Origin of the sequence: Streptomyces zaomyceticus, assembly GCF_014656215.1 — a bacterium.
In the GTDB taxonomy this organism is placed as follows: Bacteria; Actinomycetota; Actinomycetes; order Streptomycetales; family Streptomycetaceae; genus Streptomyces; species Streptomyces zaomyceticus.
Map to the genome: position 1 here is coordinate 1 of NZ_BNBZ01000020.1, position 25,751 is coordinate 25,751.

Genomic DNA, 25,751 nt, shown 5'->3' on the forward strand with positions numbered 1-25,751 from the left:
AGCAACGGCCCGATCACTTCCCATGCCTGATCAGTCAGTTCATGACGTCGCACCACGAACGGAGTAACGACCGATCGACATTGCGGACACGCCCTAGGGGACCCAGTGGTTGCCCGAGACCGTGATCATGACCTGGAGCTGGATGCTCGCGGAGAAGTAGCTGCTGGTGTCGATCGGGGTGGCCAGCATCTTGTTCCACAGGGCGTCCAGCCAGGCCTGGCTCCCCGAGTCGGTCATCGCCGCCACCGCGAACGGGGCGAAGAAGGCGGCCTCGCTGCCGGAGGAGATCTGGGTGCCGTTGAGCTTGTAGCCGATGGCGATCTTGTTCGGGTCGCCGCCGGTCTTCGTCTTGATCCAGCTGTTGAGCTTCCGCGCGGCCGCAAGCGACGTGGCGTCCCCGCTGGTCACCGCGTCGTCCGCGATGCGCCACGGGGTGCGACAGGCGTTCCACCAGTACGCGCCGTCGTTGGGGTCCTCGAGGACCTGGCCCGGAGCGGGCTTCGGGGTGGTGTTGGTGTCGACGACGAAGTCGGGGAGGAGCCCGGTGCCCGAGGCGTACGTCGACTGGAGCCGGGAGATCTGGGTCTGGTGCGCGGTGCGCACGGCGTCCCAGGTCGTGTCGCCGGAGGCCGTACGGAAGGCGCGGAAGTGGTCGACCATCCAGTCCGAGGTGCGGGAGATCCAGTAGTACTGGTCGCCCGAGCTGCTCCAGTCGCCCAGCTTCAGGAGCTTGGTCGTGGGGTTGAGCTCGTCCTTCTTGATCGCGGCGATGTGCTTGAGCGCCAGGTCCTTGTAGTTGTAGGTGCCGGTGCTGCCCCACTGCTTGTCGGCCAGGAGCAGGCCGTACGCCACGTCCATGTCGCCGTCGGTGGCGCCGTCGCCTCCGTTCACGCTCCGGCAGGCGGTGTCCTGCTCGGCGGCGAGCAGGTTCGGGTTGACGGACGACGGGTGGTCGATCTTCCACTTGACCAGGCCGTCGAAGATCTTCTTCGCGTCGGGGTCGGCGCCCGCCATGGTCGCGGTGACGACCATGCCGTAGCCCTGCGCCTCGGCGACGTACGGGTGGTCGGCGTCGGGCGAGATGATCTGGTACCAGCCGTTGCCGCAGTTCTGCCGGACGAAGGCGGACTTCCACCGGTTGTAGTAGTCGACGACCTTCTGGTCGATCGCGGCCTGGGAACCGGAGGGCTTCAGCATGCCGGCGGCGTAGGGCTTGAGGTGGCTGCCGAAGGGGACGCCCGTCCCGCCGCCTCCCCCGCCGCCGCTGGGCGCGCCGTACACCTCGAACTCCCAGAGGGAGTAGCCGTAGGCCGTGCCTCTGCCGGTGCCGTACATCCGGACGTAGCGGCCGCTGCCGGAGACCGTGAGGTCGTCGGTCGCGCCGTCGCCCGCCGTGGTGGAGTAGACGTCGGTCCAGTTCGACCCGTCGGCCGAGGTCTGTATCCGGTACGTCTTCCCGTAGGCGTCCTCCCAGTTGAGCTTGACGCGCGAGATGGCGTGGTTGGCCCCGAGGTCGACGCGGATCCACTGCGGATCGACCCCTTCGAGGCTCGCCCAGCGCGTGGCCGTGTTGCCGTCCACGGCGAGACCTGCCCCGAAGGCCGAGGTCTCGACGGACGAGGCCGTCACCGTCTTTCCGGTGGACACCACCCCGTCGGCGGCCTGTGCCTGCGGCAGCACCGTCAGGGGCAACGCCAGCAGCCCCGCGAGTCCGAGAAGCGAGACGCTTCGTCGACGCATGACAACTCCCTTTCCCTTCATGGCCAATGGTTAGGAAATATTCCTAACCATTGGCCGGGAGAGTAGAGAGCCCGGAACTCCCGCGCAAGACCTCGCACGACAACAGAACGTCACCTCGGTCCACGGACACCGTCCTTGACGGTCCGTCATGTCGAGTGCGGTGTCACGACGCCGACCGGGTCCGCACCGGTGTGCCCCTTCGGCTTCACTTCGCCGCCCTTCGCCTCTCCCCCGCCGTTCACCCCTCCGGCGTCGCTCCCCGCCCGTCACCCCTGTGTCGTCGCTCCCCCCGTCACCCCTCCGGCGTCGGCGCCTCCGCCGCCTCCGCCTTCGCCGCGCGGGCCTCCCGCAGCGCCGTGTGGACGGACCAGAGCACCGAGACCAGCGGCACGGCCACCACGGCGCCCACGATCCCGGCGGCGATCGAGCCCGCGATCACCGAGATCGCCACCACCAGGGGGTGCAGCCGTACGGCCCAGCTCATGACGAGCGGGTGCAGCAGATGCCCCTCGATCTGGCCGATCACCACGATCAGGCCGATCACGATCGCGGCCACCAGCGGGCCCTTCGAGGCGAGCGCCACGACGGCGGCGATCGCCAGGGCGATCGGCGACCCGATCAGCGGGACGAACGCGGCGACGAACTCCAGGAGGGCCAGGGGCACCGCCAGCGGGACACCGAGGAGCCACAGGGCGAGCCCGACGAGCACCGCGTTCACCGCCGCGACGAGGACGATCCCGTGGGTGTAGCCGGTGAAGGTCCGCCAGGCGGCGCGTCCGCCGACCGCCACCCGGTCGCGGACCGAGCCGGGCAACTGCTTGCGGAACCACTCCCACTGCCGGTCCCCCGAGTGGATGAAGAACACCGCGGAGAACAGCGCGAGGGCGAGCGTCGTCAGCACGGCCACCACATGATGGGCGCCGCTCAGCGCCGTACTGACCAGTGTCGAACGATGACTGGAGACGTACTCCCCGATCTTGGCCTGGAGGTCGGACAGAGCGCCCGGGTTCAGCCGGAACGGCGGCCTCTGCAGCCAGTCCTCGATCCGGTCGACCCCGACCCGGAACTCGCGCACCAGCGTCGTCCGCTCCCCCGCCACCGCCTCCCCGACCAGCGCGAGCACGCCGAGGACGAGTGCGATGCTCCCGAGCAGTGTGAGGGCGACCGCCAGCGACCGGGGCAGTCCCTTGGCGACCATGTCGGCGAGCGGCCGCAGCAGCGCGGTGATCACGCACCCGAGGAACAGGGCCACGCCGATCTCGTGGAAGCGTCCGAGCACGGCGAACAGGCTGTAGACGAGCGCGCCGACGATCAGCAGCCGCCACGAGTAGGCGGCGGCCGTACGAAGGAAGGGGGTCACCGTCGCCGGTGTGCCTGACTGCATGGCGAACGACCTACCACCGGGGCGGCCCGGGACCACGCCCGGGGCCCGACATTCGCCCGACACGGGCGGCATTCGGCCGACCGGGGGCGAATCCTTCCCCGTACTGGTGTCAGAACCGGGGGTGGGTGACTTCCTGGTCGGCGCCCTCCCTCGCCGGGACCGAGTCGGTCGCGGCCGGAGACAGGGCCTCGGGCGACGTGGCGGGCGCGACCGTGAAGATCGTCGTCGCGGTCGTGCCGGCCACCGTCGCCACGGCCGCACGGTCCCGGTCCGTCCACTCCACCAGGCGGAGGCCGTCCCGGCCCGCCTTCAGTCGCGCCTCTCTGCGCACCCACAGACGGAGCAGCGCCGGACCGGGGTCCGGTTGGACGACGGCCTCGGCGAACTCCGTTGCGGGCAGCAGGCGGCGCAGGATCCGCGGCGGGCCGGGGCGGCGGGTCGAGGGCTCGACGTCGATGCCGACCGGGCCCGGTCCGACGGCCGCCGCGACCAGGCCGTCGGCATGGCTCAGGCTGACGCCCACCTCGGGCCGTCCGGGCAGGTAGGGGCGCCCGTGGCCGTGCCGACCGCAGTCGGAGCACAGCTGGGCGGGGGCCGACTCGGCCGGCGGCAGGCCCGTGAAGAGGGCCACGCACAGCCGGACGAGGAGCCGCGAGGCGACCACGTCGTCACGACGGCTCGGCAGCCGGATGCCCGCGAGCCGGCGCCGTTCCCAGGGCGTGAGCAGCCCCTCGCCCTCGTGCAGCTCGGGACGGGCCAGGACCTCGCGGGTGGTCGCCACCACGGCAACGGTGGCGCCCCGGCCCGGCCCCGGAGTGCCGGTCATCGGGGGGCGTTCACCCGGCGGTGCTCAGGAAGCGCTCCTGGACGCGCCCCAGCGTGCGGAAGTCGTCGATGGTGACTTCCTGGAGGTCGATGCTGGTCCCGGAGAGCTCCTCCAGGAGGTCGATGAACTCCAGGAAGTCCATCGAGTCGATCAGACGCGCCTCGATGAGGTCCTCGTCGGTGTCGATCGGGCCGTCGAGGCCGGGGTTCTTCTCGTGAAGCCACGCGGCGATGCGTTCCATGGGAGGGGTCGCTCCTTGCTGCTGTTGTGCGGGATGACGTGGGGCGGAGGGGCCGAGCCGGTGGGCTCAGCCGTCCACGCCCCGGAGGCGGGCTTCGCGGAGCCGGTCCAGGGCCTGCTCGGGGCTGCCGTGGGTGAGGATCATCGCGTGGACCCAGCGCTCCACGCCGAAGGCGACGCAGGCGCTGTACGCCGGTCCCTCCGAGCCCGCGCGGATGTCCAGCCGCTCGCCGAAGAAGTTCCGGTGCCGGTTCACCGAGGCGATGGCCGTGCCGTCGGGCGCGCTGAACTCGTGCTTGACGGGATCGAGGGCCATCAGCTTGGCCCGGGAGCCGCCCTTGTCGTAGAACGGGTCGTCGGCCACCGCCCTGCTGAGTTCCAGGCCGAGGCTCGCGGCGGCCTGCCGGATGAACTCGGCTCCCTGTTCCAGGTGTTCGACGGCTCCCTGCTTGGTGCCGAGGTACAGGACCTCGCGCATGTGGAAGCCCCACAGGCGGCGCAGCCCGTCGTAGTGGGTCTCGTTGCGGAAGCAGCGCCCGGTGGCGGAGAGCCGCAGGCCGTCCTCGCCGACGTCCCGGCCTTCGAGGGAGAGCAGCAGTCCGTAGCAGGTGGCGGAGGGCAGGAGATGACCGGTCGGCCGGAGCCCCAGCTCTCCCGGGGTCTCGCCGGCCGCGAGGCCGTCGAGCGCGTCCGCGTCGAACCGCCCGGCGGAGACGCCGAGATGGGGGAAGTTGCGGAAGAAGTCGAGCCGCGCCAGGCCCTCCACGGACAGCAGCGGTGGTCCGAGGACCTCGGGCGCGGAGAGCCGCGCGGCGAGTCCGGTGAGGAGGTCGTCCAGGCCGCGCAGGAGCGCGGTGTGGACCGGGTCCAGGGTGATCAGGCCCGCACCTGGGCTTCTCAGGCCGCCGTCCGGCAGGGCCGTGGTGCTGGGTGTGCTCATGGAAAAACCGCTCCCTCTGGGCGTGGTCGAACAGTCAGGGGTGTCGGTCGGACGGGCGGGAGGAATTCACCGCGGCGTCATCGCGGCGGCGCGTACGCGCATCCTCGGCGAAGAAGCCTGTTGATGCCCCATCAGGGACCGGACTGCGCAGGGGGACACTAAGCCAGCCGCGACCCTGATGTCTAGACCAAAGCCGCCGGGCCGGGAGTGCCGCCACGCGACACCCGACTCCCCGGAGCGGAGCAACTTCGCATATTGAGATGGCACTTGACAGAAGCTATGGTCTAAACCAATTCTTCTGTACGGCGTGGCCACGGCACCGCGCCACGGCGCAGCAGTCTCTCCACGCCGTCCTCCATGCCTTCCCTCACGCCTCTCCCCTGCCGTCCCTCCACGCTGCCCGCCCGTGCGGTCCGCCCCGGCGCCCCGCGCCGGCCGGCGAGCCGAACCGCCTCCCCCGACTCCCGCCCCGGAGGGACCCCATGACCATGCCGGCCCCGCATCGCTCCCGCCGCCCCCGCCTCCACCGCGCGGCCTCGGACCTGCCGTACTTCAGCGCGGACGGCGAGTCCTATCTGGCGCAGACCACCCTGCGGGAACTGAAGAAGTCCCGGCCGTTACGGGTGCTGTCCGAGGAGGACTTCGCCCACTGGCAGACGTACGGCTACGTGATCGTCCGGGAGGCGATCCCCGCGGAGGCCGCGAAGCGCCTGCTCGACTTCACCTGGGACTTCCAGGGCCTCGACCCGGACAGGCCGGACAGCTGGCACGAGGACCGGCCGTTCCGTTCCGAACTGGACCAGCAGCTGCACATCTACGGCTTCGTGGAGGCGTACCACCACCAGCTCCTCTGGGACAACCGCCAGGCGCAGCGCGTCTACGACGCCTTCGTGGACGTGTGGGACTGCGAGGAACTGTGGGTCACACAGGACCGGCTCAACCTCAACCCGCCCAATGTCGGGAACCGTGACCGCGCCCTGATCGAGCCCACGGACCGCGGCTTCGACATCGACCTGCACTGGGACATCGACACCACGCTCGGCGTACCCCCGCAGCGGGTCCAGGGAATCATCGCGCTCAACGACACCCGTCCGGAGTCGGGCGGTTTCCAGTGCAACCCGGAGCTGTTCCGGCGGTTCGAGGAGTGGAAGGTCGGCCGGCCGGCCGACCGGGACCCCCTCCGGCCCTCCGTGGACCGCACGGAGTACCCGGTCGTACGGCCCGATCTGCGCCCCGGCGACCTGCTGATCTGGAACGGCCTGCTCGCCCACGGCGTGGCGCGCAACACCTCCCGGGACCAGGTCCGCGCGGTCCAGTACCTGTCGATGATGCCGGCGCTCGAGGAGCACGAGCGGCTGAGGCGGTCCCGCGTCGACTCCTGGCGGCACCTGCGGACCCCGCGCTGGAACCGCACCCTCGTCGGCGACCCCGTCCTGCACGAGTCCAAGCGGTACCCCACGGCCACCCTGAACGCACTCGGCAGCCGTCTGCTCGGACTCACCTCCTGGAAGGACGCGCCCGACACCGGAGGCGCGGGTGCGACCGCCGCCGAGCAGGGCGGGGAGCCGGCGTGCGCCGTGTCTGTCTGACCCTTCCCACCAACCGGGCCTGCGCCCCGGCCATCAGGGCCGTGGCCGAGGAGGCCGCCTACGGCGCGCGGCGTTTCGGCGTCGAGGTCCGTCTCCTGATCCTGGACTCCTCCGACGCCCCGGTGCTCGCCGAGCACCGGGAGGTGGTGGCCGCGCTGCCCACCGTCCCCGGGGTGGTCGTCCACCACCTCGACGAGGACGAGCAGCGGGCCTTCCTCCGGGAGGTGATCGCCGGGTCCGGCGTCGCCGAGCCCGACCGGCTGCTCGACCTGATGCTGCCGAACCGCGTCTCCTACGGGGCCTGCACCAACCGCGCCTTCCTCGTCGCGGAGGCCCTGGGCTGCACCTCGGTCCACCGCCGGGACTCGGACAGCCGCTACCAGTACCTGGACGGCGAGCCGGTCTTCCCCCTCCACCAGGAGCTCCTGACGCTGGGGCGGCGGGCCACCGAGGCGGCCGGTCTGGTGTCCCGGAGCAGGCTCGACCCCGCGTACGCGGACCGGCCGGTGACCCTCGTCGGCGGCTCGTTCGTCGGTGAGATGTCGGTGGACGTCGAGGAGATCCGCCGGCTCGACCCCGCCGTGTACGAGGACGTCGTCGGTCTGTCGATCCCCGGGGACTACCCGGAGATCTGGCGCAGGAACCTGATCGCGGAGTCCTTCCGGGGCGCGGGGACCGCCCCGTACACCGGGGACCGCTCCACCCTGATGAGCGTCAGCCCCATGCGTGTGGACATGTGCAACATCGCCCTCGACCGCGAGGTGTACGGGCAGGTGCCCCTGCCGCCCGCCACCGACACCATCGGCAGCGACTACTTCCTCATCCATCTGGTCCAGGACGCCCGGCTGCCGGGAGTGCTGCACAACCGTCACATCGTCAATTTCCATACGAGCGAGCGTCGTTCCGACGCCGGGTTCCTCGCCTACCAGCTGAGGTTCGCCAAGTTCCTCCTCGCCGGCCCGCACTTCGCCACCGTGTACGCCGCCCTGAAGGAGGCCGGTGACTCGCTGCTCGACGCCGAGGGCCGCGTTCGCGCCTCCGCCGTCGCCGGGTTCGTCAGGGACAGCGCGGACGGCACCCGGGTGGACCGGGCCGAGAACGCCGGCCGGCTGGACGCCCTCACCCGCTCGTACCGCACCCTGGGGGGCCGCTGGGCCGCGGCCGCGGGCGTCCTCTCCTCCCTCCGCGAACAACTCCTCGACGAGGCGCGCCAGGACATGGCGGAGTTCGCCCTCCTGACCGAGGCATGGGAGGCGCTGACCCGCGCGAGCAGGCGGCACCGTCACCCCGATCAGCTTCGAGCGTCCGTGAAAGGCAACGCATGAGCGGCCACCGCCTCCCGAGGGGGCCCCACACCCTCACCGTCGCGTACACGGGCGGTGAGAAGCGCCGGGGCCCCGTCACGATGGGCCAGGCCAACATGATCCGCTGCATGCTGCGGGACGAGCCCGAGCACATCAACATCCACGATGTGTGGCCGGTCCCCGAGGGCACCCGGACGGAGTCGGTGATCGACGCGCTGCGCGCGCTGGCGGTGCGGCACGAGGCACTGCGGACGACGTTTCCCCACGCTCCGGGGGTCGCGCCCAGTGAGCAAGTGGTGGCGCCCGAGGGAACGTTCACGGTCACGGTCCTCGATCTCGACGAACTCCCCGGAGGGGTGGTCGAAACCGGAGGAGTTGAGGAATCCGACGGAGCCGGTACCGCCCCCGAAGCCGCCGGTGAAGCAGCCCCGGCTTCCGCGGCCGCCACGACTGCCGAGTCCGGCGATCCTCTCGACCCCGGCGGTCCCGGCGGTCCCGGCGGTCCCGCCGCCCGTGCCGAGTCCCTGGCCCGGCAGGCCCGCGCCGAGCGCTTCCATCTGGACCGGGACTTCCCCCTCCGTATCTCCGTCGTCACCCTGGCCGGCGCCCCCGTCTACGTGGCCATGGCGGCGAGCCACGCCGTGACCGACGTCGGTGCCCTCGCGGTCCTGAAGGAGGAGTGGCTGAGCCTGCTGGCCGGAGAGACGCTGCCGCCCCTCGACTCCCTCACCCCGCTCGACCTCGCCGCCCAGGAAGCGGCCCCGGCCGGTCTCCGCAAGTCCGAGGCGTCGCTCCGCTACTGGGAACGGATCATCCGCGGCGGACCGCAGGCCATGTTCGCGGAACCGGGCGCCGAGGGCACCGAGGTGCGGGTGCCGCAGCTCACCCTCCGGTCGCGGCGCGCCGCGCGGGCCCTGGCACTCGTGGCCGAGCGCACGGGCGGCCTGCCGTCCACCGTGCTGCTGACCGCGTGGTGCGCGCTCGTCGCCCACCGTACGGCGCAGACCGCGTGCGTCGCCGCCGTCCCCACCTCCAACCGGTACCACGCACGTCTCACCCGCTCGGTGAACACCCTGTCCCAGGACGCGCTGCTCTCCCTGGACGTCCAGGTGCCGACCTTCGACGCCCTGCTCAAGAAGTCCTGGGGAGGCGCGCTCGACGCGTACCGGCACAGCCAGTTCGACGCGGTGCGCCTCTGGGAGATGATCGGCCGGGCGACCTTCGAGCGCGGCAGCCAGTTCGCGCGGGACGTCGTCTTCAACGACGTGAGCACCCTCCCCTCCACCGTCGCCCAGGTCGCCTCCGCGCGGCCGGAGGAGGAGACCGTCGGGCCCGAGCTGGAGCTGAGCTGGGGTCCTGAGCAGGTGCTGCCGACCCGCGTCCTGACCTTCGTCCATGCGACAGAGCCGCTGATCCACCTCGCGCTGTGGGCGGATCCCGCGTTGTTCGGGCGGTCGGAGGCGGAGGGCTTCCTCACCGGTCTGGTACGGCTCCTGGAAGCGGCGGCCGCGGACGACGTACCCCTGTCGTCCCTCACCGAGGTGACAGGAGTCCGCCCGGTCGAACGGGGTCCGCGGTGGTGCCGGGTGGACGGGTCCTGGACGTCGCCGTCACTGGTGGCGGAGGCCTTGAGCGGGGCCCTGGGGGGCCTGCCCGTCCACGTCACCGTGGAGGCCTCGTACGCGTACCTGCCGGCGGAGAGGGCCCTGACCGCGTTCATCGCCGCCGGCGACACCCCGCTGACACCGGCGGAGGCCCACACGGCGCTGATGGACGCGCTCCCCGGCCGCCCCGGCGTACTGGCACCGCGCCGCTATGTGATCGTCCAGGACCCGCCGGCGGAGGCGGACCGGAGCAGTGCCTGGCTCCGGCAGGAGATTCTCAGGGAAGGGACCGGCCGGGACCGGCGGATGTGACATGACGATGGATGAGGTAACCGGGCAGCGGGAGCAGGGCTCTCCTCCCAGCCCGTGGCGGTCGAGTCGCTTCCGGCTGTTCTTCACGGCCCGCAGCACGTCGCTGCTCGCCGACGGCATGCTGATGGTGTCGCTCACGACCGCCGTACTCGGGGCGGGCTACGGGGCGGCGGGGGTGGGATACGCGCTGGCCGCGTGGATGGCGCCGATCGTCCTGCTGGTGCTCTTCGGCGGAGTGTTCGCCGACCGGTTCACGCCGCAGGTCATGATGGTCGGCGCCGACGTGGTGCGCATGGTGGCCATGCTCGCGCTCGCGGTGCTGCTGATCGCCACGGACATACGGCTCTGGCAGATCATGGCGCTGCTGGCGCTGAGCGGCGCGGCGACGGCGATGTTCCAGCCGGGCCTCGCGAGCCTGGTCCCCCAGGTCGCCGAGGACATCCAGCGGGCCAACGCGCTGCTGCGCATCTCCGAGGCGATCTGCACCCTGCTCGGTCCCGGTGTGGCGGGTCTTCTGGTGGCCTACTGGGACGTGGCGGGTTCGTTCGTGGTCATCGCGGCGGCGTACGCGCTCAGCGCGCTGGGGCTCGCGCCCTTGCGCAAGCTCGGCACGGCGCGGGACGAGAGCGACGACCCGCTGCTGCACCGACTGGCCACGGGATGGCACGAGTTCCGGTCCCGGTCCTGGTTGTGGGGGGTCATCGCCGTGTGGGCGGTGTACGGCCTCTTCGTCTTCGGCCCGGCGCTCCCGCTGGGCGCGGCGCTGCTCACCGAGCAGCACGGGGCCGGCGGATACGGCTGGATCGCCTCGGCCGACGGCGCCGGGACGATCGTCGGCGGCCTCCTCGGCATGCGGGTGCGACCGCGCCGACCGCTCGTCGCGGGAGCCTGCGCGATGCTCTTCTTCGCCCTCAATCCCCTGGCACCCGCTCTTGGTTGGTCCTTCACGGTGACGGCGCTCACCGGGGTCGTGGCAGGCTGCGGGTTCGCGTTCTGGGGCGTGATGTGGGCGACGAGCGTGCAGTCGCACATCCCCCTCGCCGTGCTGAGCCGCGTCTCGGCCTATGACGTGGCCGGTTCCATCATGGTGATCCCGCTGGGCCGGGCCCTGGCCGGCCCGGCGGCGGACGCCTACGGCGCGGACCGGGTGCTGCTGTTCTCCTCGGTGATGGGCATCGCGCTCATCGGCGTGATGCTCTGCGTACCGGCGATCCGCGCGCTGGGCCGCGCGCCGAAGGACTCCCCCGCACCGGCCACCGCCGCCACCCAGTAGCTCACCCTTCCTGTCCGAGGGTCCAGCGGTACTGTGGTGGGGGTCGGCATCCGAGCCCGCCGAGGCCACCGCACGCGGTGGCCGTACGCGGGAGCACGCGGAGGAGAGCCCCCGGGTTCCACGGGTGCCGCACGCGGCTGTGAGGCGAATCGAGTATGACCGCCAAGAAGATCATCACGGTGTTCGGCGCGACCGGCCGGCAGGGTGGCGGCCTCGCGCGAGCCGTGCTGGCCGACCGTGACGGAGGGTTCTCGGTCCGTGCCGTCACGAGGCACCCCGACGGGGAGCGGGCCGTGGAGCTGAAGCGGCTGGGCGCCGAGGTCGTGCGCGCCGACATGGACGACCCGGCGAGCCTCGGACCGGCCTTCGAGCACGCCTACGGCGCGTTTCTGATGACGAGCTTCTGGGAACACATGTCGGCGGAACGGGAGAAGGCCCAGGCCGCGGCCCTGGCAGGAGCCGCCTCGCACGCGGGTGTGCAGCACGCGGTCTGGTCGACGCTGGAGGACACCCGCGCGTGCGTTCCGCTCGACGACGAGCGGATGCCGACGCTGCAGGAGCGGTACAAGGTGCCGCATTTCGACGGCAAGGCGGAGGCGGACCACTACTTCCTCGACGACGGGGTGCCGACGACGTTCCTCCGCACCACCTTCTTCTGGGAGAACCTGCTCGACTCGTTCGCCCCGCAGCGCGGCGCGGACGGCGCGCTGTGGCTGACGTACCCGATGGGTGAGGCCAGACTCTCCGGGCTCGCGGCGGACGACGTCGGCAGGACCGCACTGGCCGTCTTCGGACGCGGTACGGATCTCATCGCCGCGACGGTGAGTATCGCGGGCGAACACCTCAAGGTCGCCGACATGGCCGCCGCCCTCACCGAAGCGCTCGGCGAGCCGGTGCGCTACCGCCCCCTCTCCCCGGACGAATGGCGTGCGCAGGGATTCCCGGGCGCGGACGAGTCGGGGAACATGTTCCAGTACTACACCGACTGCGAGCAGCGTTTCACCGAGGCCCGGGACATCGAAGCGGTCCGGAGCCTCAACCCCTCCCTCCAGGACTTCGCCACATGGATCGAAGGGCACCAGGAACGTCTGCGTGCGACCTGGACGTGACCGGTGACGACGTGACCGGTGACCGGACCGCTCGACGGGAGCTCGTCATGCACGATCCCAAGCTCACCCACCAGGAACGCAAGCTCCTCGAAGGCATCGAGGAGGGTCTCAGAGGCGACCGGTCGCTCAACCGGACGCTGCGCACCCTCGGGCAGCCGCACGCGGGGTCGGGTGCGGGAGTCGGGTGGGAGGAGTCCCGGCGGCGGCGCCTCGGCTGGTGCACCACGGTGCTGGGCGGGGCCTCCGTGGCCCTGTTCCTCCTCGCCGCCACCTCCTCGTCCTCCGCGCCGCTCTGGATCTTCGCCGCGGTGTGGGTGGTCACGGTGGTGTGTCTGACGACGTTCCTGCGGTTCACGGTGCACCACCGGAGGGGCCGGGGGCGTGCGCCGGACGGTGGCGGCGCCGAGCCCGGCGGGGACGCCCGCGGCGATCGTCCGCAGCCCTGAGGGGCCGGACGGCCCGAACACTCTCACGAGAGGAGCCCGATCATGCGCAAGAGCACCGTGCAGAAGGGCAAGGGCAAGGTCAAGGAGGCCGTCGGCAGGGTGACCGGCGACAAGGACCTCGAGAGGGAGGGAAAGACGGACCAATTGGCGGCCAAGGCCCGCAAGGCGATGGAGAAGGTGCACGAGAGCGCGCTGAAGGCCCGCGACGAGATCAAGCGACGCGCTTCCTAGTACTCCCGCGCATCGGGAACGGAGCCGTTGACCGACCGCGGCGACGGTGACCGTACGGGTCGCGCCGGGCCCCGTCCCCCGGTGCGGCGGTTCGGGCTGCCACGCGCCGGCCCGGCGCGCGTGCGCGCGTCCGTCTCACCCGCCCCCGCGCCTTCAGGTGGGCCGCCAGGACCTCCGGGGCGTCCGGGCGGTCGCCGTCGTAGCCCTTGACCTCCCGCCGGGCGGTTCCTTCTGGAGATCCCCCCTTTCGCCGCGCCGGCGGCGTGCCGGCGGGCCCGGCAGACGGTGCGGTCGACGTTGACGTTGACGTCCCAGGTGATCAGGGCCCTTGGCATCCGCGTCGGCCCGGAGCCGCGTAACGCTCCTCGTCCAGGCCTCGTCCCGCCAGCGTCCCGCCGGCTGAATTCCTGCCCGCTCGGGCGGAGTCGCGTGGCGAGCTGAACGCGCGCCCCGACCCGGCGATCCGGGGCCTCGTCCCGACCGGGCGCCTCGACCTCGTCCCCGCCGCCGCCCTCGACGCCCTCACCGCGGCCTACGGCCTCGATCCGGCCGAGGCCCGCCCTGCACGGGGCGTGGGTCTCGTTCACGGAGACGGGCGACCCCGGGTGGCAGTCGTACGACCCGGTGCACCGTACGGCGATGGACTTCACGATGCCGGGCCCCGCGCAGGTCAGCGATCCGCGGGCCCACGAACGCATGCCGCGGGACGGCGTGCGCCGACACGAATGCGCCCCGTAACGCGCGGTTGCACGCCCTCTCCGCGCGGTCTCGCAACAAGGTGGCACAACGGCCCCGTGCGCTCGCCGAATCAAGTGAATCCAGCGGCATGCGCGTTGATACGACTATGACGTCGGGGCACGCTCCCTCCCGTCGGTTCTCACCCGCTGAGAAGGATGGGCATGACGACCCAAGTCACCGAGTCCGAGCTGGAAGCCCTGCTCCATGGCGCGCTCCTCGCCAAGGGGGCGGGCGAGCGCTGGGCCACCGAGTCGAACGAGAGCTGGTGCCGGGTGGCGCCACGCTCCGGGACCGGGCCGGCCCAGGGCTGGAAGCTGCACGTGTCGGCGACGGCCGCCTCCGCCCCGGCGGTGCTCGAGAAGGCCCTGGACGTCCTGCTCAAGGACGGCTCGGCGTTCAAGTTCGCCCGCTCGCTGGAGCAGGTGAGTGCCCTCAACACCCGTGCCACGCCCCGCGGAAGCTCGGGCAAGTTCATCACGGTCTACCCGGCTTCCGACGCCGACGCGGCCCGCCTCGCGCAGGACCTCCACACGGCGACCGAGGGGCTGGCAGGACCCCGCATCCTGTCCGACCAGCCGTACGCCCCCAACAGCCTGGTGCACTACCGCTACGGCGCCTTCGTCGGGCGGCGGCGCCTCTCGGACGAGGGGCTGATGGTCTGGTACATCGAGGACCCCGACGGCAACCCCGTGGAGGACAAGCGGACCGGCCAGTACGCGCCGCCGGCGTGGGCGGTCAGCCCCTTCCCCGACTCCGTGCCCGTCGCGGCGCCCAGGACGGAGACGCCGCGGCGCCCGGTCCTGCTCGGCGGCCGGTTCTCGGTGCGGGAGGCGATCCGGCACACCAACAAGGGCGGCGTCTACCGAGGCACCGACGTCGAGACCGACGCCCCGGTCGTCATCAAGGAGACCCGGCCCCATGTGGAGGCCGACGCCTCCGGCAACGACGTCCGCGACTGGCTGCGCACCGAGGCCAGAACCCTGGAGAAGCTCAAGGGCACGGGGCTGGCACCGGAGCCGCTCGCGATGTTCGAGCACGGCGGACACCTGTTCCTGGCCCAGGAGGAGGTGCCGGGGATCCCCCTGCGCAACTGGGTCGCCGAGCACTTCCGCGACGCCGGCGCCGCACGCTACCGCACCGACGCGCTGGCCCAGGCCGGACGTCTGGTGGACCTCGTCGAGGCCGCCCACGCCCGAGGCTGCGTGCTGCGCGACTTCACCCCGGCCAACGTGATGGTCCGCCCCGACGGCGCACTGCGCCTCATCGACCTGGAGCTCGCCGTCCTCGCCGACGACGTCGCCCTCCCGACCCGCGTCGGCACGCCCGGTTTCAGTCCCCCCGAGCGCCTGGTGGACGCGCCCGTCTCCCCGACCGGCGACTACTACAGCCTCGGCGCGACGCTGTGCTTCGTCCTGACCGGCAAGGTGCCGGCTCTGCTGGAGGAGAAGCCCGCCACGCGGCCTGCGGAGGACCGGCTCGGCGAGTGGCTCGACGCCTGCGCCGCTCCCCTGGACCTGCCGGACGGCCTGCGCGCGATGATCCTCGGACTGATGAAGGACGACCCCGCCGCGCGCTGGGACCCGGCCCGGGCTCGGGACGCGCTCCGGGAGAGCGGTACGGGGAGTGGCGCCGAGAGCGGACGTGGCGAAGCCGCTCGTACGGCCGCGGCTCGCACCGGCGCTGCCCGCACCGGCACGACAGGCACCGGAACCGACACGGACACCGACGTGATCGACGTCGCCGTGGCCGGGATCGTGGAGCATCTCGTCGACTCCATGACACCGGACGACGACCTGCGGCTGTGGCCCGTGTCCGTCAAGGCCGGGGAGACCGACGCCTGCATCGTGCAGCAGGGCGCGGCCGGTGTGCTGTCCGTCCTGACCCGCTACTTCGAGCTCACCGACGACCCCCGCCTCCCGGAGCTGATCGCCACCGCGGGCCGCTGGATCGCGGACCGCACCGACACCCGCTCCACACGGCCCGGCCTGCACTTCGGCGGCCGCGGCACGGCCTGGGCGCTGTACGACGCCGGCCGCGCGGTCGACGACCGGGCGCTCATCGACCACGCCCTGGCCCTCGCCCTCGCCCCGCAGGAGTCGACGCCCAGCCACGACATCACCCACGGCTCGGCGGGCAGCGGACTGGCCGCCGTCCACCTGTGGCACCGCACCGGCGATCCACGCTTCGCCGAGCGGGTCGCCGAGGCCGCCGACCGGCTGACCGCCGCGGCCCGGCGCGAGCCGTCCGGGGCGAGCTGGCCGGTGCCCGCCGAGGCCGTGGTCGAGGAGGCCGGCAAGCGCTACCTGGGCTTCGCCCACGGCACCGCCGGCATCGGCTGCTTCCTCCTGGAGGCCGCCGCCGTCACCAAGAACCCGGAGCACCGGGAACTGGCCCTGGCGGCCGGCGAGCTTCTCGTGACGCACGCCGTCACCGTCGGCGACGCCGCCCAGTGGCCGGCCCAGGGCACGGACGTGCCGACGGCACCGTACTGGTGCCACGGCTCCGCCGGCATCGGCTCGTTCCTCGTCCGGCTGTGGCGGGCGACCGGAGACCCACGGTTCCGTGACCTTGCCGTCGGCGGCACCCGAGCCGTGGTCGAGCGCGCCTCCCGCGCCGCCGTCACGCAATGCCACGGACTGGCGGGCAACGGCGACTTCCTCCTCGACATGGCCGAGGCAACCGGCGACCCCGCCCACCGGGCGCGGGCCGAGGAGCTGGCCCGGCTCATCGTCTCCGAACGGTCCCACCGCGGCGGCCACGTCGTCTTCCCCAACGAGTACGGGGACGTCTCGACGAGCTGGAGCGACGGATCGGCGGGAATCCTGGCGTTCCTCCTGAGGGTCCGCCACACAGAGCCCCGGCACTGGATGGTTCAGCAGCCGGTCTGAGCGGCAGGAGTCCCTGCCGCCACGTGTCACACAAGAGAAGGAGATTGTCATGGAGAACCACGACCTCGAGCTGCTGGCCCACCTGCACGCCCTTCCGGAGACCGACCCGGTCGGCGTCGACGGCGCGTCGTTCGACGGAACGTGCGCGTGCGTCGGCCTGCTGACGCTTCTCAACACCATCTGTATCGGCATCAGCTGCGCGTAACACCGAAGCACCCCCCGGCCGGTGGTTGCCCCGAGGCAGCCGCCGGCCGGAGCGGGCTCCGGCTCCGTGCGGACGACGCGGAAGAGCACGAGGAAGAGGACGAGGACAAGGACCCCATGCAGCCATCCGCAGGTGACGACGCACTCGCTGCAGCCGCCCTCCTGAACGCCGAGGTCACCGCCCCCCGCACGGGGGAACCCCCTCACGACCCCGGATACGCGATCAGCACGCGCGGTCTGGTGAAGAGCTACCCGGGCCCGGACGGCACCACCGTCGACGCGGTCCGCGGCCTCGACCTCGACGTGCGCAGGGGCGAGACGTTCGCCTTCCTCGGCCCCAACGGCGCGGGCAAGTCCACCACCATCGCCCTCCTGTGCGCCCTCGCCCGCCCCACCTCCGGTCACGCCACCGTGGCCGGCTTCGACGTGGCCACCCAGCCGCACGACGTGCGGCGCCAGGTCGGCATCCTGTTCCAGCACAGCGCCCTCGACCCCGACCTGACCGTCGAGCAGAACCTGCGCATCCACGCCCGCCTGTACGGGCTGCCCCGCCGCGACGTGCGCAGGCGGACCGCCGAGGTGCTCGAACCCGCCGGACTGACCGACCGCCGGCGGTTCCCCGTACGCGCGCTGTCGGGCGGCATGCGGCGACGCCTGGAGATCGCCCGCCAGTTGCTGCACTCCCCGAGCGTGCTGTTCCTGGACGAGCCGACGACCGGTCTCGACCCGCACGCGCGCGCCGAGATCTGGGAGCACCTGCGGGCCCTGCGCGACCGGCTCGGCAGCACCCTCTTCGTCACCACCCACTACCTGGAGGAGGCCGAGAACTGCGACCGGATCGCCATCATCGACGGGGGCCGGCTGGTCGCGCAGGGCACGCCGCACGGGCTCAAGGCGGAGATCGGCGACGACCGGGTGGCGCTGCGCACCAGCGACGACGGGCGGGCGCGGGAGGTCGTCGCCCGGACGGCGCCGCCGGACCGCCCCGTCACCGTGGACGCCGACGGCACGTGGCTGCGGGTGCCCGACGGCAGCGCGTGGATCCCGCGCCTGTGCGCCGCGCTGGAGGCACACGGCATCGCCGTGCACGCCGCCTCCGCCACCCCGCCGACGCTCGACGACGTCTTCTTCCACCACACCGGCCGCAGCATCACGACCACCCCCGCCACGACCGGAGGCGGCCGATGAGCGCGCTCACCCTCCAGGCGCCCCAGGGCACCGAGCGGGGGCGGGCGCCCCGGCTGCGACACGAACTGCGGGCGATCCACGCCCTGGTCCACCGCGATCTGCTGCGCCTGGCGTGCCAGCGCTCCCACACCGCGCTGGTGCTGCTGCAGCCGGTGGTCTACCTCTTCGCCCTCGGCGGGGGGCTCGCCACCCTCATCCCCGCCGCCTCACTGGGCACCGGCTACCAGACGTACCTCTTCCCCGGCATGCTCATGATGACGGTGCAGACCCCGGCCATCATGGTGGGCATCCGGCTGATCACCGACCGGCAGAGCGGCTACCTGCGCGAGCTCCTGATGGCCCCCGTCAGCCGATCCACCCTGCTCCTGGGCAGCTGCGCCGGCGGCACCCTCGTCGCCGCGGTGCAGGGCGCCGTCCTGCTCAGCCTGGCCGGCGCGGTCGGCCTGCCGTACGACCCGGTGCTCCTGCTGCTGCTCCTCGGCAGCATGCTCCTGGCCTCGTTCACCCTCACCAGCATGACCCTGGCGCTGTCGGTGACGCTGCGCAGCCCCGAGCTGTTCCACACACTCCTCAGTCTGCTGATGATGCCCCTGCTGTTCCTCTCCGGAGCCTTCTTCCCACTGGAGTCCATGCCGGGCTGGGCGCGCGGCCTGGCGACCGTCAATCCGCTCGCGTACGGGGTGGACCTGCTGCGGCGCTGCATCGCACTGCGGGTCCCGGACCAGGCGGCCGTCGGCGGCATCGAATGGGCGGGGCGGCAGCCCCCGCTGCTCCTGGAGGCCGGGCTGCTCCTCGCGGTCGGAGGCCTGACCCTGCTGTGGGCCGCCCGCCGGTTCAGCCGTCCGGAGTGACCGTGAGGGGAAGACCCCGGCTCAGCGCACCCGGCCCCGCGCCTTCAGGTGGGCAGCCGGGACCTCCGGGGCGTCCAGGCGGTCGCCGTCGTAGCCCTTGACCTCGCCGAAGCGGTCGCTCGTCATCCAGGCCTCTCTGGCCTCGCGGATCTCCTCGTCCTTGCGCGCCACGAAGTTCCACCACATGACGATCTCCTCCTCGAAGGGTTCGCCGCCGAGAAGCATCAGACCCGCGTCGGAGGCCGCGCGGAGGGGGAGCTCGCTGCGGCCGCAGCCGAGGTAGAGCATGGAGCCGGGGAGGACGGGGACGCCGTCGACGTGGACCTCGCCGGACATGGCCAGGACCGCGTACTCGAAGTCGGGGTCCAGCGGGAGGTTCGCCTCGGTGCCGGCGGCGAGGGCGAGGTCGGCGCCGACGAGCGGGGTGTACGTCGTACCGGGCGAGGTGGCGCCGTCGAGCTCTCCGAGGACGACCGTGGCCGTCAGGCCCGGGGCCGTGACCCGCGGCAGGTCGGCGTGGTGCTCGAAGTGCGGCTCCACATGGCGGTGGGCGTCGGGGAGGGCCACCCAGAGCTGGGCGCCGTGCAGGAAGCGGGCGTGCGGCCTGGGGCTCTCCTCCGAGTGGGAGATGGCGCGCCCCGAGGTCATCAGCCCCAGTTCGCGCGGCCGGACGGTCTGGAGGCTGCCGGTGGAGTCGCGGTGCAGGACCTCTCCTTCGTGGAGCCAGCTGACGGTCTGGAGCCCCATGTGCGGGTGGGGCGGGACCTGCATGCCCGGCTCGTCGGCGATGTCGTCCGGCCCGTAGTGGTCGACGAAGGCCCAGGCTCCGACCATCCGCCGGCCGAGGTTAGGAAGCAGTCGGCGGACCTCGGTCGACTCGCCGAGCTGGACACGACGGGGGCTGAGGAGTTCCCGTACCGGCTCGGCGACGACGAAGCCACGGCCGCCGCACACGGTCAGCGGGGCCTGGCGATCAAGATTGCTCATGCTCAACCTGTTCCTGTCCGGGGAGGTGACAGTAGTGGAATGTTCAACGATCTCGTCTTGTTGACCTGGTCGACCACCTCACAGGGTGACAGATCCGGGTCTCTGGAAAGGGCGAGCAAGTGAGCGACACGTACTACGAGTTCGGAACGGCCGGAGAACGATGGGATCGCGCCCGGTTCTTCTTCGACGCGAAGGAGTACGGGACCGCCGTCCGCATCCTGCGCGGTCTGGTCGCCGAGCACCCGGAGCAGACGGCCCAGCGGCTCCTTCTCGCACGGGCCTACTACCACTCCGCCCAGCTCTCCCGGGCCGAGACCGAACTGCGGGCGGTCCTGGAGCGCGACCCGGTCGAGCACTACGCCCGGCTGATGCTGGGCCGCACCCTCGAACGCCTCGGGCGCAGGGACGAGGCCGCGCCGCACCTGCGGATGGCCGCCGCGATGGCGGGCGAGACCCCGCCGTCCTGAGGCGGTCGGGGCCGACCCCGGGATCCCCCGGATCCCGGGGTCGGGGATCCCCCGGCCGGGACCCCGGGCCGCACCCGGACACGGATTCCCACCCCGCCTTCCTCACGCCGTTTTGATACCCCCGTACGGTATATTCCGCAGCCGGGAGGTCCTGGCTGTGCGCACCCGTGAAGCGGAACGACGTAGACGAGCGGAAGGCGCTTTCGCGCACCTTCTGCTCGTCGTCGTGCTCGCGCTCGGAGTGTTCCTCATGCACACCGTCGGCCACCCCGAGGGCTCCCGCGGCGGCATGGACACCACCTCCGCCACGGCCCACGGCACTGCCGCTGCCGCTGCCGGGCATGAATCCGGGCACCGGACCCACGGCGGCACCGGCTCCGACACCGGCCATGAGCCCTCCGGTACGGGGATGGACATGACCACCCTGTGCGTGGCGGTCCTCGCCGGCTGGCTGCTCGCCGGGCTTGTCCGCGCCGCGCTCGGCCGCCGCCCCGACTGGCTCACCCTCCTCCTCGCGCGGCTCGCTCCCGCGCCGGGGCCGCACGCACCCCCGCCCCGGCCCCCCGACCTCGCCCGGCTGTCCGTACTGCGGATCTAGGCCGTACGCCACCGCGGGCGCCTCGCGCTGCCCGTGAACGCCTTCGGCTGCCCTTTTCCGCCCGTACGACGTACGAACAGCACTCTCGAGGTATCACCCATGCGTTCCTTCACCCGTAGCACCGCCCGGAAGGTCGCCCTCGTCGGCGCCGCCACCGCGACCGGGCTCCTGCTCGCCGCCTGCGGCACGGACGACGGCAAGAGCGGTAGGGACCACGGCGCTCCCACGTCGGGCACTCCCACCGCCACCGCGGCTCCCTCCGCCACCGGGGCCGCCGCCACCGGCGCCTTCAACGACGCGGACGTCATGTTCGCGCAGATGATGATCCCCCACCACGAACAGGCTCTGGAGATGGCGAGGCTCGCCGAGGGGCGCGCCGAGGACCCCGGGGTCAGGAAGCTGGTCACCGCGATCGAGCGGGCCCAGGACCCGGAGATCCAGAAGATGAAGGCCTGGCTCAAGGGCTGGGGCAGGCCCGAGTCCGCCGGTCACGGATCCGGCGGGAGCGGTCACGGCATGGCCGGGATGATGTCCGACCAGGACATGAAGGACCTGGCCGCCGTCGAGGGCAAGGCCTTCGACCGGAAGTTCGCGGAGCTGATGATCGCCCACCACGACGGCGCCGTCGCCATGGCGAAGGACGAGCAGCGGAACGGCCGCAACTCCACGGCCAAGGCGCTCGCGGACGACGTCGTGCGGACCCAGACCGCCGAGGTCACGGAGCTGCGGACGATTCTCGACCGCCTCTGACCGGTCCTCCCCACCAGCACGCACGGCGGCCCGCCCCTCTCGGGGCGGGCCGTCCCGCACTCCGCCCGCCCCGCGACCCGCGCAGGCACCCCGCGCAGGGGCCCGACGCCGGGCACTCGGCGCGGGCGCGCTCAGCGCTCCACGACCACCTCTCCGCCCACCACGACCGTCTCCGCCACCGTGCCCGGGATCTCCTCCGGGGCGACGCGCAGGATGTCGCGGGAGAGGACGACGAAGTCGGCCAGCTTGCCGACCGTCAGCGATCCCCTCTCGTGCTCCAGGAAGTTGGCGTACGCCGAGCCCATCGTGTAGCCCTCGACCGCGGCGACGACATCGATCGTCTCGCCCGACGTCCAGGCCTCCCCGCCGCCGGGCGGGCGGCGGGTCACGGCGGCGTGGATGCCGACCATGGGGTCCATCTCGGCCACGTTCCAGTCGCTGGAGAGGGCGAGCACCGCACCCGCCGCGCGGAGACTGCGCAGCGGCCACGCCTTGTGCCAGCGGTCGGGGCCGACGTTCTCCGCCCAGTCCTGGCCGGGTCCCGCGATGTCGGGGGCGGCGTGCCGCGGCTGCATGCAGGCGACGACGCCGAGCTCGGCGAAGCGCGGGGTGTCGGCCGGGTCGAGGCACTCGACATGGACGATCTGGTGGCGTGCGTCGCGCGGCCCGTTGGCGGCGCGGGCGCGTTCGACGGAGTCGAGGACGGTACGGATGCCACGGTCGCCGGTGGCGTGGACGAAGCACTGGAACCCGCGCGCGTCGAGGCGGGTGAGCAGTTCGGCGAACTCCTCGGGCGGGTAGAAGGTGTCGCCGCGGTGGTGGGAGCAGCCCGCGTACGGTTCGAGGAGGGCGGCCGTACGGGGTTCCACGACGTCGTCGATGTAGAGCTTCAGCGGGCCGACCCGCAGCCGGTCGTCCGCGAACTCCCCGGCGGCCGCCTCGAACGCGTCCAGGTCGGCCGCGGTCGTGCCGCGCGGGTGGAAGAGCGCGGCGACGATCCGGGAGCGCAGTCGGCCCTCGGCCCGGGCGCGCCGGAAGAGGGCGAGGTCATCCAGGGAGTTCTGGGGCTCGACGACCGTGGTGATGCCGAAGCCGATGGCGTCGTCGAGGCTCTTCGCGAGTCGGCCGTACTGCCGGTCCGGGGAGGCCCACGGCACGCCGAGCTCGCGCAGGGCCCGGTGGCCGTCGCGGGAGAGTCCCCTGACGGCGAAGTCCTTGACGAATCCGGTGGGTTCGCCGGTCGTGGGGTCGGTGACGGCCCGCCCGAAGGGGAGGTCGGTGTGGTGGCGGTCGACGCCGAGGCGGCGGAGGGCGGCGGTGTTGAGCCAGGCGGTGTGGACGTCGTAGCTGAGGACGAAGGCGGGGGTGTCGCCGGTGGCCGGGTCGAGGTCGGCCGCGGTGGGCATGCGCCCGTCCGGGACGGCGGAGTAGTCGAAGGCCTCGGCCTCGATCCAGTCGGCGTCCGGGTGCGCGGAGTGCCAGGTGCGGATGCGCTCGTGGATCGTGTCGAGGGTGCGGGCTCCGGAGAGCTGGACGCAGGCGTCGTCGGAGCCGAGGCGCACATGGTTGTGGGCGTCGACGAAGCCGGGGAGGACGAGCCGTCCGCCGGCGTCGAGGACCCGGGTGCCGGGACCGTTCCAGGCTCCGGCCGCGGTGTCGGGGCCGATCCAGACGATGCGGCCGTCGCGGACCGCGAGGGCCTGGGCCTCCGGGAGCGCGGGGTCGACCGTGTGGATCCGGGCCCCGGTGAGGAGGAGGTCGGCGGGGGCGGGGAGGGGGGTGGTGCCGTTCATGCGGGGTGACTCCGTGACGTACGTACGAGGGCGTGGGAGGGGTGTGACGGGGCCGGCGGGGGGCGGCGTCAGGGGCGTACCGGCGCCACGCCGCGTCGGGCTAGGAGCACGTACACCAGGGCCGAGACTCCCGCGCCGAGCAGCGTGAGGTCCGCGCCGCCGAGCGGGGCGACGAGCGGGCCCCTCCACAGCTCGGAGTCGCAGGTGAGCGCGGAGAAGAGGAGACCGGTGGTGAGCGCGACGAGGCCCGCCGGGTGCCAGCCGGAGCGGTACCAGTAGGCGCCGCCGGTGCGCGCGTGCAGTCCGGCGGAGTCGTAGGTGCAGCGGCGGAGCACCATGTCGGCGAGGAAGACCCCGCTCCACGGTGCGAACACGATGATCAGGAGGGAGAGGAAGGAGAGGAGCGAGGTGGTGAAGTCGGTGAGGAAGAGGGCGCCGAGGGAGCCGGCGGCGGTCACCGCGGCGCTGATGACGATGGCGCGGGCCCGGGTCCAGGGGATGCCGAGGACCTGGAGGTTCAGGCTCGAGGAGTAGAGCGTGATGATCGAGTTGGTGACCGAGCCGCCGAGGACGAGGGCGAGGAAGAGCGGCTGGAACCAGCCGGGGAGCAGGCTCTCGGTGCCCGCGACGGCGTCGGTCATGTCGACCTGGGTCGCGGCGGCCACTCCGGCGACCCCCAGGGCGACGGAGGAGAGGAAGCCGCCGAGGGCGCCGCTCACGGTCACGGCCTTGAGGGAGGTGGTGCGGGGCAGATAGCGGGTGTAGTCGGCGGGCATGGGGACGTACGAGAAGGGGCCCGCGAGCATCACGACGAAGGCGAGGCTCCAGCCGGCGGCGCCGGGCGCGGCCGAGGGGGCGGAGGTGTCGGCGCCGGGCAGGACGAGGACGAGCAGGGCGGCGAATCCGACGGCGAGGACGTAGGCCATCCAGCGTTCGGCGAACTGGACGGTGGCGTGGCCCCAGAGGGCGACGGCGAAGGTCAGCGCCAGGGTGACGGCGAGGGCGAGGGCGCGGACGCCGGTCCCGCCGCTCCAGCCGAGGTCGGCGAAGAAGGCCTCCAGGGCGAGGGTGCCGACGACGGTGTTCACGATGGTGTAGCCGATGCTGACGATCCAGTTGAGCAGACCGGCCGGCCAGTTGCCGCGCGGTCCGAAGGCCGCGCGGGAGATGACGAGGGTGGCGGTGCCGGTCCGTACGCCGCCGAGTCCGGCCGCGCCGATGACCACGAAGGCGAGGCCGCCGATCACGACGACGGCGGTGGCCTGCCAGAAGGAGAGGCCGAAGGCGACGGCGAGGGCGCCGTTGATCACATAGGTGAACGTGAGGTTCGAGCCGAACCAGAGCCAGAAGACGTCCTTGGCGCTGCCGTGCCGTTCGGCGTCGGGTATGGGGTCGATCCCGTGTTCCTCGATCTGGAACACCTCGTCCCGGCCGGTGTTTTCCGTGGTCCGGCCCGTGGTCGCCGTGGTCACGGCCGCCGTCTCGTGTTCACGCACATCGCACTCCCGCATTGAATACCGTTCTAAGTTCTTGAACGTCATTCAAGATGTGCGATGGGTTCGGGCCACGTCAAGACCTTCGGAGGTTGCGATTAAGGTCGACCCCGAGGTCAGTGGCGGAACGGCAGGACGGGGACAGCGGCGGTGGCAGGGGCGGCACGACGGCGGGACGGACACGTCACCCAGGAACGGATGCTCGAGGAGGCCATGGCGGCGATCGCCGAGAACGGCCTCGCCACCCTCACGATGTCGGCGCTCGCCGAACGGCTCGGTACGAGCGGCGGCCACATCCTGTACTACTTCGGCAGCAAGGACCTGCTGCTGCTCGCCGCCCTGCGGTGGAGCGAGGCCTCGCTCGCCGAGGAACGCCGCGCGCTGATGGTCCGGCGGACCACGGCCGAGCGCAAGCTCGACCACTTCCTCCGGCTCTATCTGCCGCGCGGCCCGCGCGACCCGCGCTGGACCCTGTGGATCGAGCTGTGGGCCCGCACCCCCGGCAACGACGCGCTCCGCGAGGCGCAGGAGGAGCTCGACCGCGGCTGGCGGGAGGACCTGGAGGCACTCCTCGCGGCGGGTGTCGAGCGGCGGCGCTTCGCCCCTCTCGACATCGGCGCCCGCGCCTCCGAACTCCTGGCCCTGCTCGACGGGTTGAGCACCCGGGTCGTTCTGGGCCAGGAGTCGGGGCGCGATCGGCGGCCGGCCCTGGAGGTGGCGCGCTCGGCGGCACGGGCACTCGTCGCCCCGTACGGCTCCGGTACGGACGGGACTCCCGCCGGACGGGCCGGCTGAA

Annotated in this window: 23 protein-coding genes; 15 read left to right on the top strand and 8 right to left on the bottom strand. The window is 72.3% G+C overall.

The window, feature by feature from the left end; genetic code table 11:
* Window positions 1-93 precede the first annotated feature (93 nt).
* From IE311_RS23990 to IE311_RS24010, 5 genes are all read right to left on the bottom strand, one after another.
* The gene (locus tag IE311_RS23990; RefSeq protein ID WP_189833858.1) at window positions 94-1,740 is read right to left on the bottom strand and encodes a glycosyl hydrolase family 8; all 1,647 of its coding nucleotides are present in this window, start codon (window positions 1,738-1,740) and stop codon (window positions 94-96) included.
* A gap of 292 nt (window positions 1,741-2,032) precedes the next feature.
* Window positions 2,033-3,124, bottom strand: a complete 1,092-nt coding sequence (locus tag IE311_RS23995) for an AI-2E family transporter (protein ID WP_189833859.1) — start codon at window positions 3,122-3,124, stop codon at window positions 2,033-2,035.
* Window positions 3,125-3,233: 109 nt separating this feature from the next.
* Window positions 3,234-3,950, bottom strand: coding sequence for a 4'-phosphopantetheinyl transferase family protein (locus tag IE311_RS24000; protein WP_189833860.1), 717 nt, complete (start codon window positions 3,948-3,950; stop codon window positions 3,234-3,236).
* Window positions 3,951-3,960: 10 nt separating this feature from the next.
* The gene (locus tag IE311_RS24005) at window positions 3,961-4,191 is read right to left on the bottom strand and encodes an acyl carrier protein (protein ID WP_189833861.1); all 231 of its coding nucleotides are present in this window, start codon (window positions 4,189-4,191) and stop codon (window positions 3,961-3,963) included.
* 66 nt (window positions 4,192-4,257) lie between these two features.
* On the bottom strand, window positions 4,258-5,130 hold the full coding sequence (locus IE311_RS24010; protein WP_189833862.1) for an aminoacyl--tRNA ligase-related protein: 873 nt from the start codon (window positions 5,128-5,130) through the stop codon (window positions 4,258-4,260).
* Between the two features lie 482 nt (window positions 5,131-5,612).
* On the opposite strand from IE311_RS24010, the gene IE311_RS24015 reads away from it, so the two are divergent.
* The 11 genes from IE311_RS24015 (at window position 5,613) to IE311_RS24065 (ending at window position 18,867) form a co-directional block, all read left to right on the top strand.
* Complete coding sequence (locus IE311_RS24015) at window positions 5,613-6,719, top strand: phytanoyl-CoA dioxygenase family protein (protein ID WP_189833863.1); 1,107 nt, start codon at window positions 5,613-5,615, stop codon at window positions 6,717-6,719.
* A complete protein-coding gene (locus IE311_RS24020; protein ID WP_189833864.1) occupies window positions 6,701-8,044 on the top strand; it encodes a DUF6271 family protein in 1,344 nt (447 codons plus the stop codon). The genes IE311_RS24015 and IE311_RS24020 overlap by 19 nt, the downstream gene beginning before the upstream one ends.
* A complete protein-coding gene (locus IE311_RS24025; protein ID WP_229902111.1) occupies window positions 8,041-9,939 on the top strand; it encodes a condensation domain-containing protein in 1,899 nt (632 codons plus the stop codon). The genes IE311_RS24020 and IE311_RS24025 overlap by 4 nt, the downstream gene beginning before the upstream one ends.
* Before the next feature lies 1 nt (window position 9,940).
* Complete coding sequence (locus IE311_RS24030; protein ID WP_189833865.1) at window positions 9,941-11,212, top strand: MFS transporter; 1,272 nt, start codon at window positions 9,941-9,943, stop codon at window positions 11,210-11,212.
* A 155-nt stretch (window positions 11,213-11,367) separates the two neighbouring features.
* Window positions 11,368-12,321, top strand: a complete 954-nt coding sequence (locus IE311_RS24035) for an NmrA/HSCARG family protein (RefSeq protein WP_189833866.1) — start codon at window positions 11,368-11,370, stop codon at window positions 12,319-12,321.
* 47 nt (window positions 12,322-12,368) lie between these two features.
* Window positions 12,369-12,767, top strand: coding sequence for a hypothetical protein (locus tag IE311_RS24040; protein WP_189833867.1), 399 nt, complete (start codon window positions 12,369-12,371; stop codon window positions 12,765-12,767).
* Window positions 12,768-12,809: 42 nt separating this feature from the next.
* Window positions 12,810-12,998 (top strand): CsbD family protein, encoded by a 189-nt coding sequence (locus tag IE311_RS24045; RefSeq protein WP_189833868.1) that lies wholly within the window; start codon window positions 12,810-12,812, stop codon window positions 12,996-12,998.
* 899 nt (window positions 12,999-13,897) lie between these two features.
* A complete protein-coding gene (lanL, locus tag IE311_RS24050; protein ID WP_189833869.1) occupies window positions 13,898-16,624 on the top strand; it encodes a class IV lanthionine synthetase LanL in 2,727 nt (908 codons plus the stop codon).
* A 49-nt stretch (window positions 16,625-16,673) separates the two neighbouring features.
* Window positions 16,674-16,829, top strand: a complete 156-nt coding sequence (locus tag IE311_RS24055) for a VenA family class IV lanthipeptide (RefSeq protein ID WP_189833870.1) — start codon at window positions 16,674-16,676, stop codon at window positions 16,827-16,829.
* 116 nt (window positions 16,830-16,945) lie between these two features.
* Window positions 16,946-18,016, top strand: a complete 1,071-nt coding sequence (locus IE311_RS24060) for an ABC transporter ATP-binding protein (protein WP_189833871.1) — start codon at window positions 16,946-16,948, stop codon at window positions 18,014-18,016.
* Window positions 18,013-18,867 carry an ABC transporter permease gene (locus IE311_RS24065; protein WP_189833872.1) on the top strand — a complete coding sequence of 285 codons (855 nt, stop codon included), beginning with the start codon at window positions 18,013-18,015 and terminating at the stop codon, window positions 18,865-18,867. Before IE311_RS24060 ends, IE311_RS24065 begins: the two co-directional genes overlap by 4 nt.
* Window positions 18,868-18,888: 21 nt before the next feature.
* Here IE311_RS24065 and IE311_RS24070 read toward each other — a convergent pair whose 3' ends face one another.
* A complete protein-coding gene (locus IE311_RS24070) occupies window positions 18,889-19,854 on the bottom strand; it encodes a pirin family protein (RefSeq protein ID WP_189833873.1) in 966 nt (321 codons plus the stop codon).
* Window positions 19,855-19,973: 119 nt separating this feature from the next.
* On the opposite strand from IE311_RS24070, the gene IE311_RS24075 reads away from it, so the two are divergent.
* The 3 genes from IE311_RS24075 (at window position 19,974) to IE311_RS24085 (ending at window position 21,669) form a co-directional block, all read left to right on the top strand.
* The gene (locus tag IE311_RS24075; RefSeq protein WP_189833874.1) at window positions 19,974-20,321 is read left to right on the top strand and encodes a tetratricopeptide repeat protein; all 348 of its coding nucleotides are present in this window, start codon (window positions 19,974-19,976) and stop codon (window positions 20,319-20,321) included.
* A 226-nt stretch (window positions 20,322-20,547) separates the two neighbouring features.
* Entirely contained in the window at window positions 20,548-20,919 is a 372-nt protein-coding gene (locus tag IE311_RS24080; RefSeq protein WP_229902112.1) for a DUF6153 family protein, read from the top strand.
* A 99-nt stretch (window positions 20,920-21,018) separates the two neighbouring features.
* Window positions 21,019-21,669, top strand: a complete 651-nt coding sequence (locus IE311_RS24085; RefSeq protein ID WP_189833876.1) for a DUF305 domain-containing protein — start codon at window positions 21,019-21,021, stop codon at window positions 21,667-21,669.
* Window positions 21,670-21,800: 131 nt separating this feature from the next.
* Here IE311_RS24085 and IE311_RS24090 read toward each other — a convergent pair whose 3' ends face one another.
* Window positions 21,801-23,462, bottom strand: coding sequence for an amidohydrolase (locus tag IE311_RS24090; protein WP_189833877.1), 1,662 nt, complete (start codon window positions 23,460-23,462; stop codon window positions 21,801-21,803).
* A 68-nt stretch (window positions 23,463-23,530) separates the two neighbouring features.
* A complete protein-coding gene (locus tag IE311_RS24095; protein WP_373313949.1) occupies window positions 23,531-24,958 on the bottom strand; it encodes a purine-cytosine permease family protein in 1,428 nt (475 codons plus the stop codon).
* Between the two features lie 195 nt (window positions 24,959-25,153).
* On the opposite strand from IE311_RS24095, the gene IE311_RS24100 reads away from it, so the two are divergent.
* Window positions 25,154-25,750 carry a TetR/AcrR family transcriptional regulator gene (locus IE311_RS24100; protein WP_229902113.1) on the top strand — a complete coding sequence of 199 codons (597 nt, stop codon included), beginning with the start codon at window positions 25,154-25,156 and terminating at the stop codon, window positions 25,748-25,750.
* The last annotated feature ends 1 nt before the right edge of the window (window position 25,751 follow it).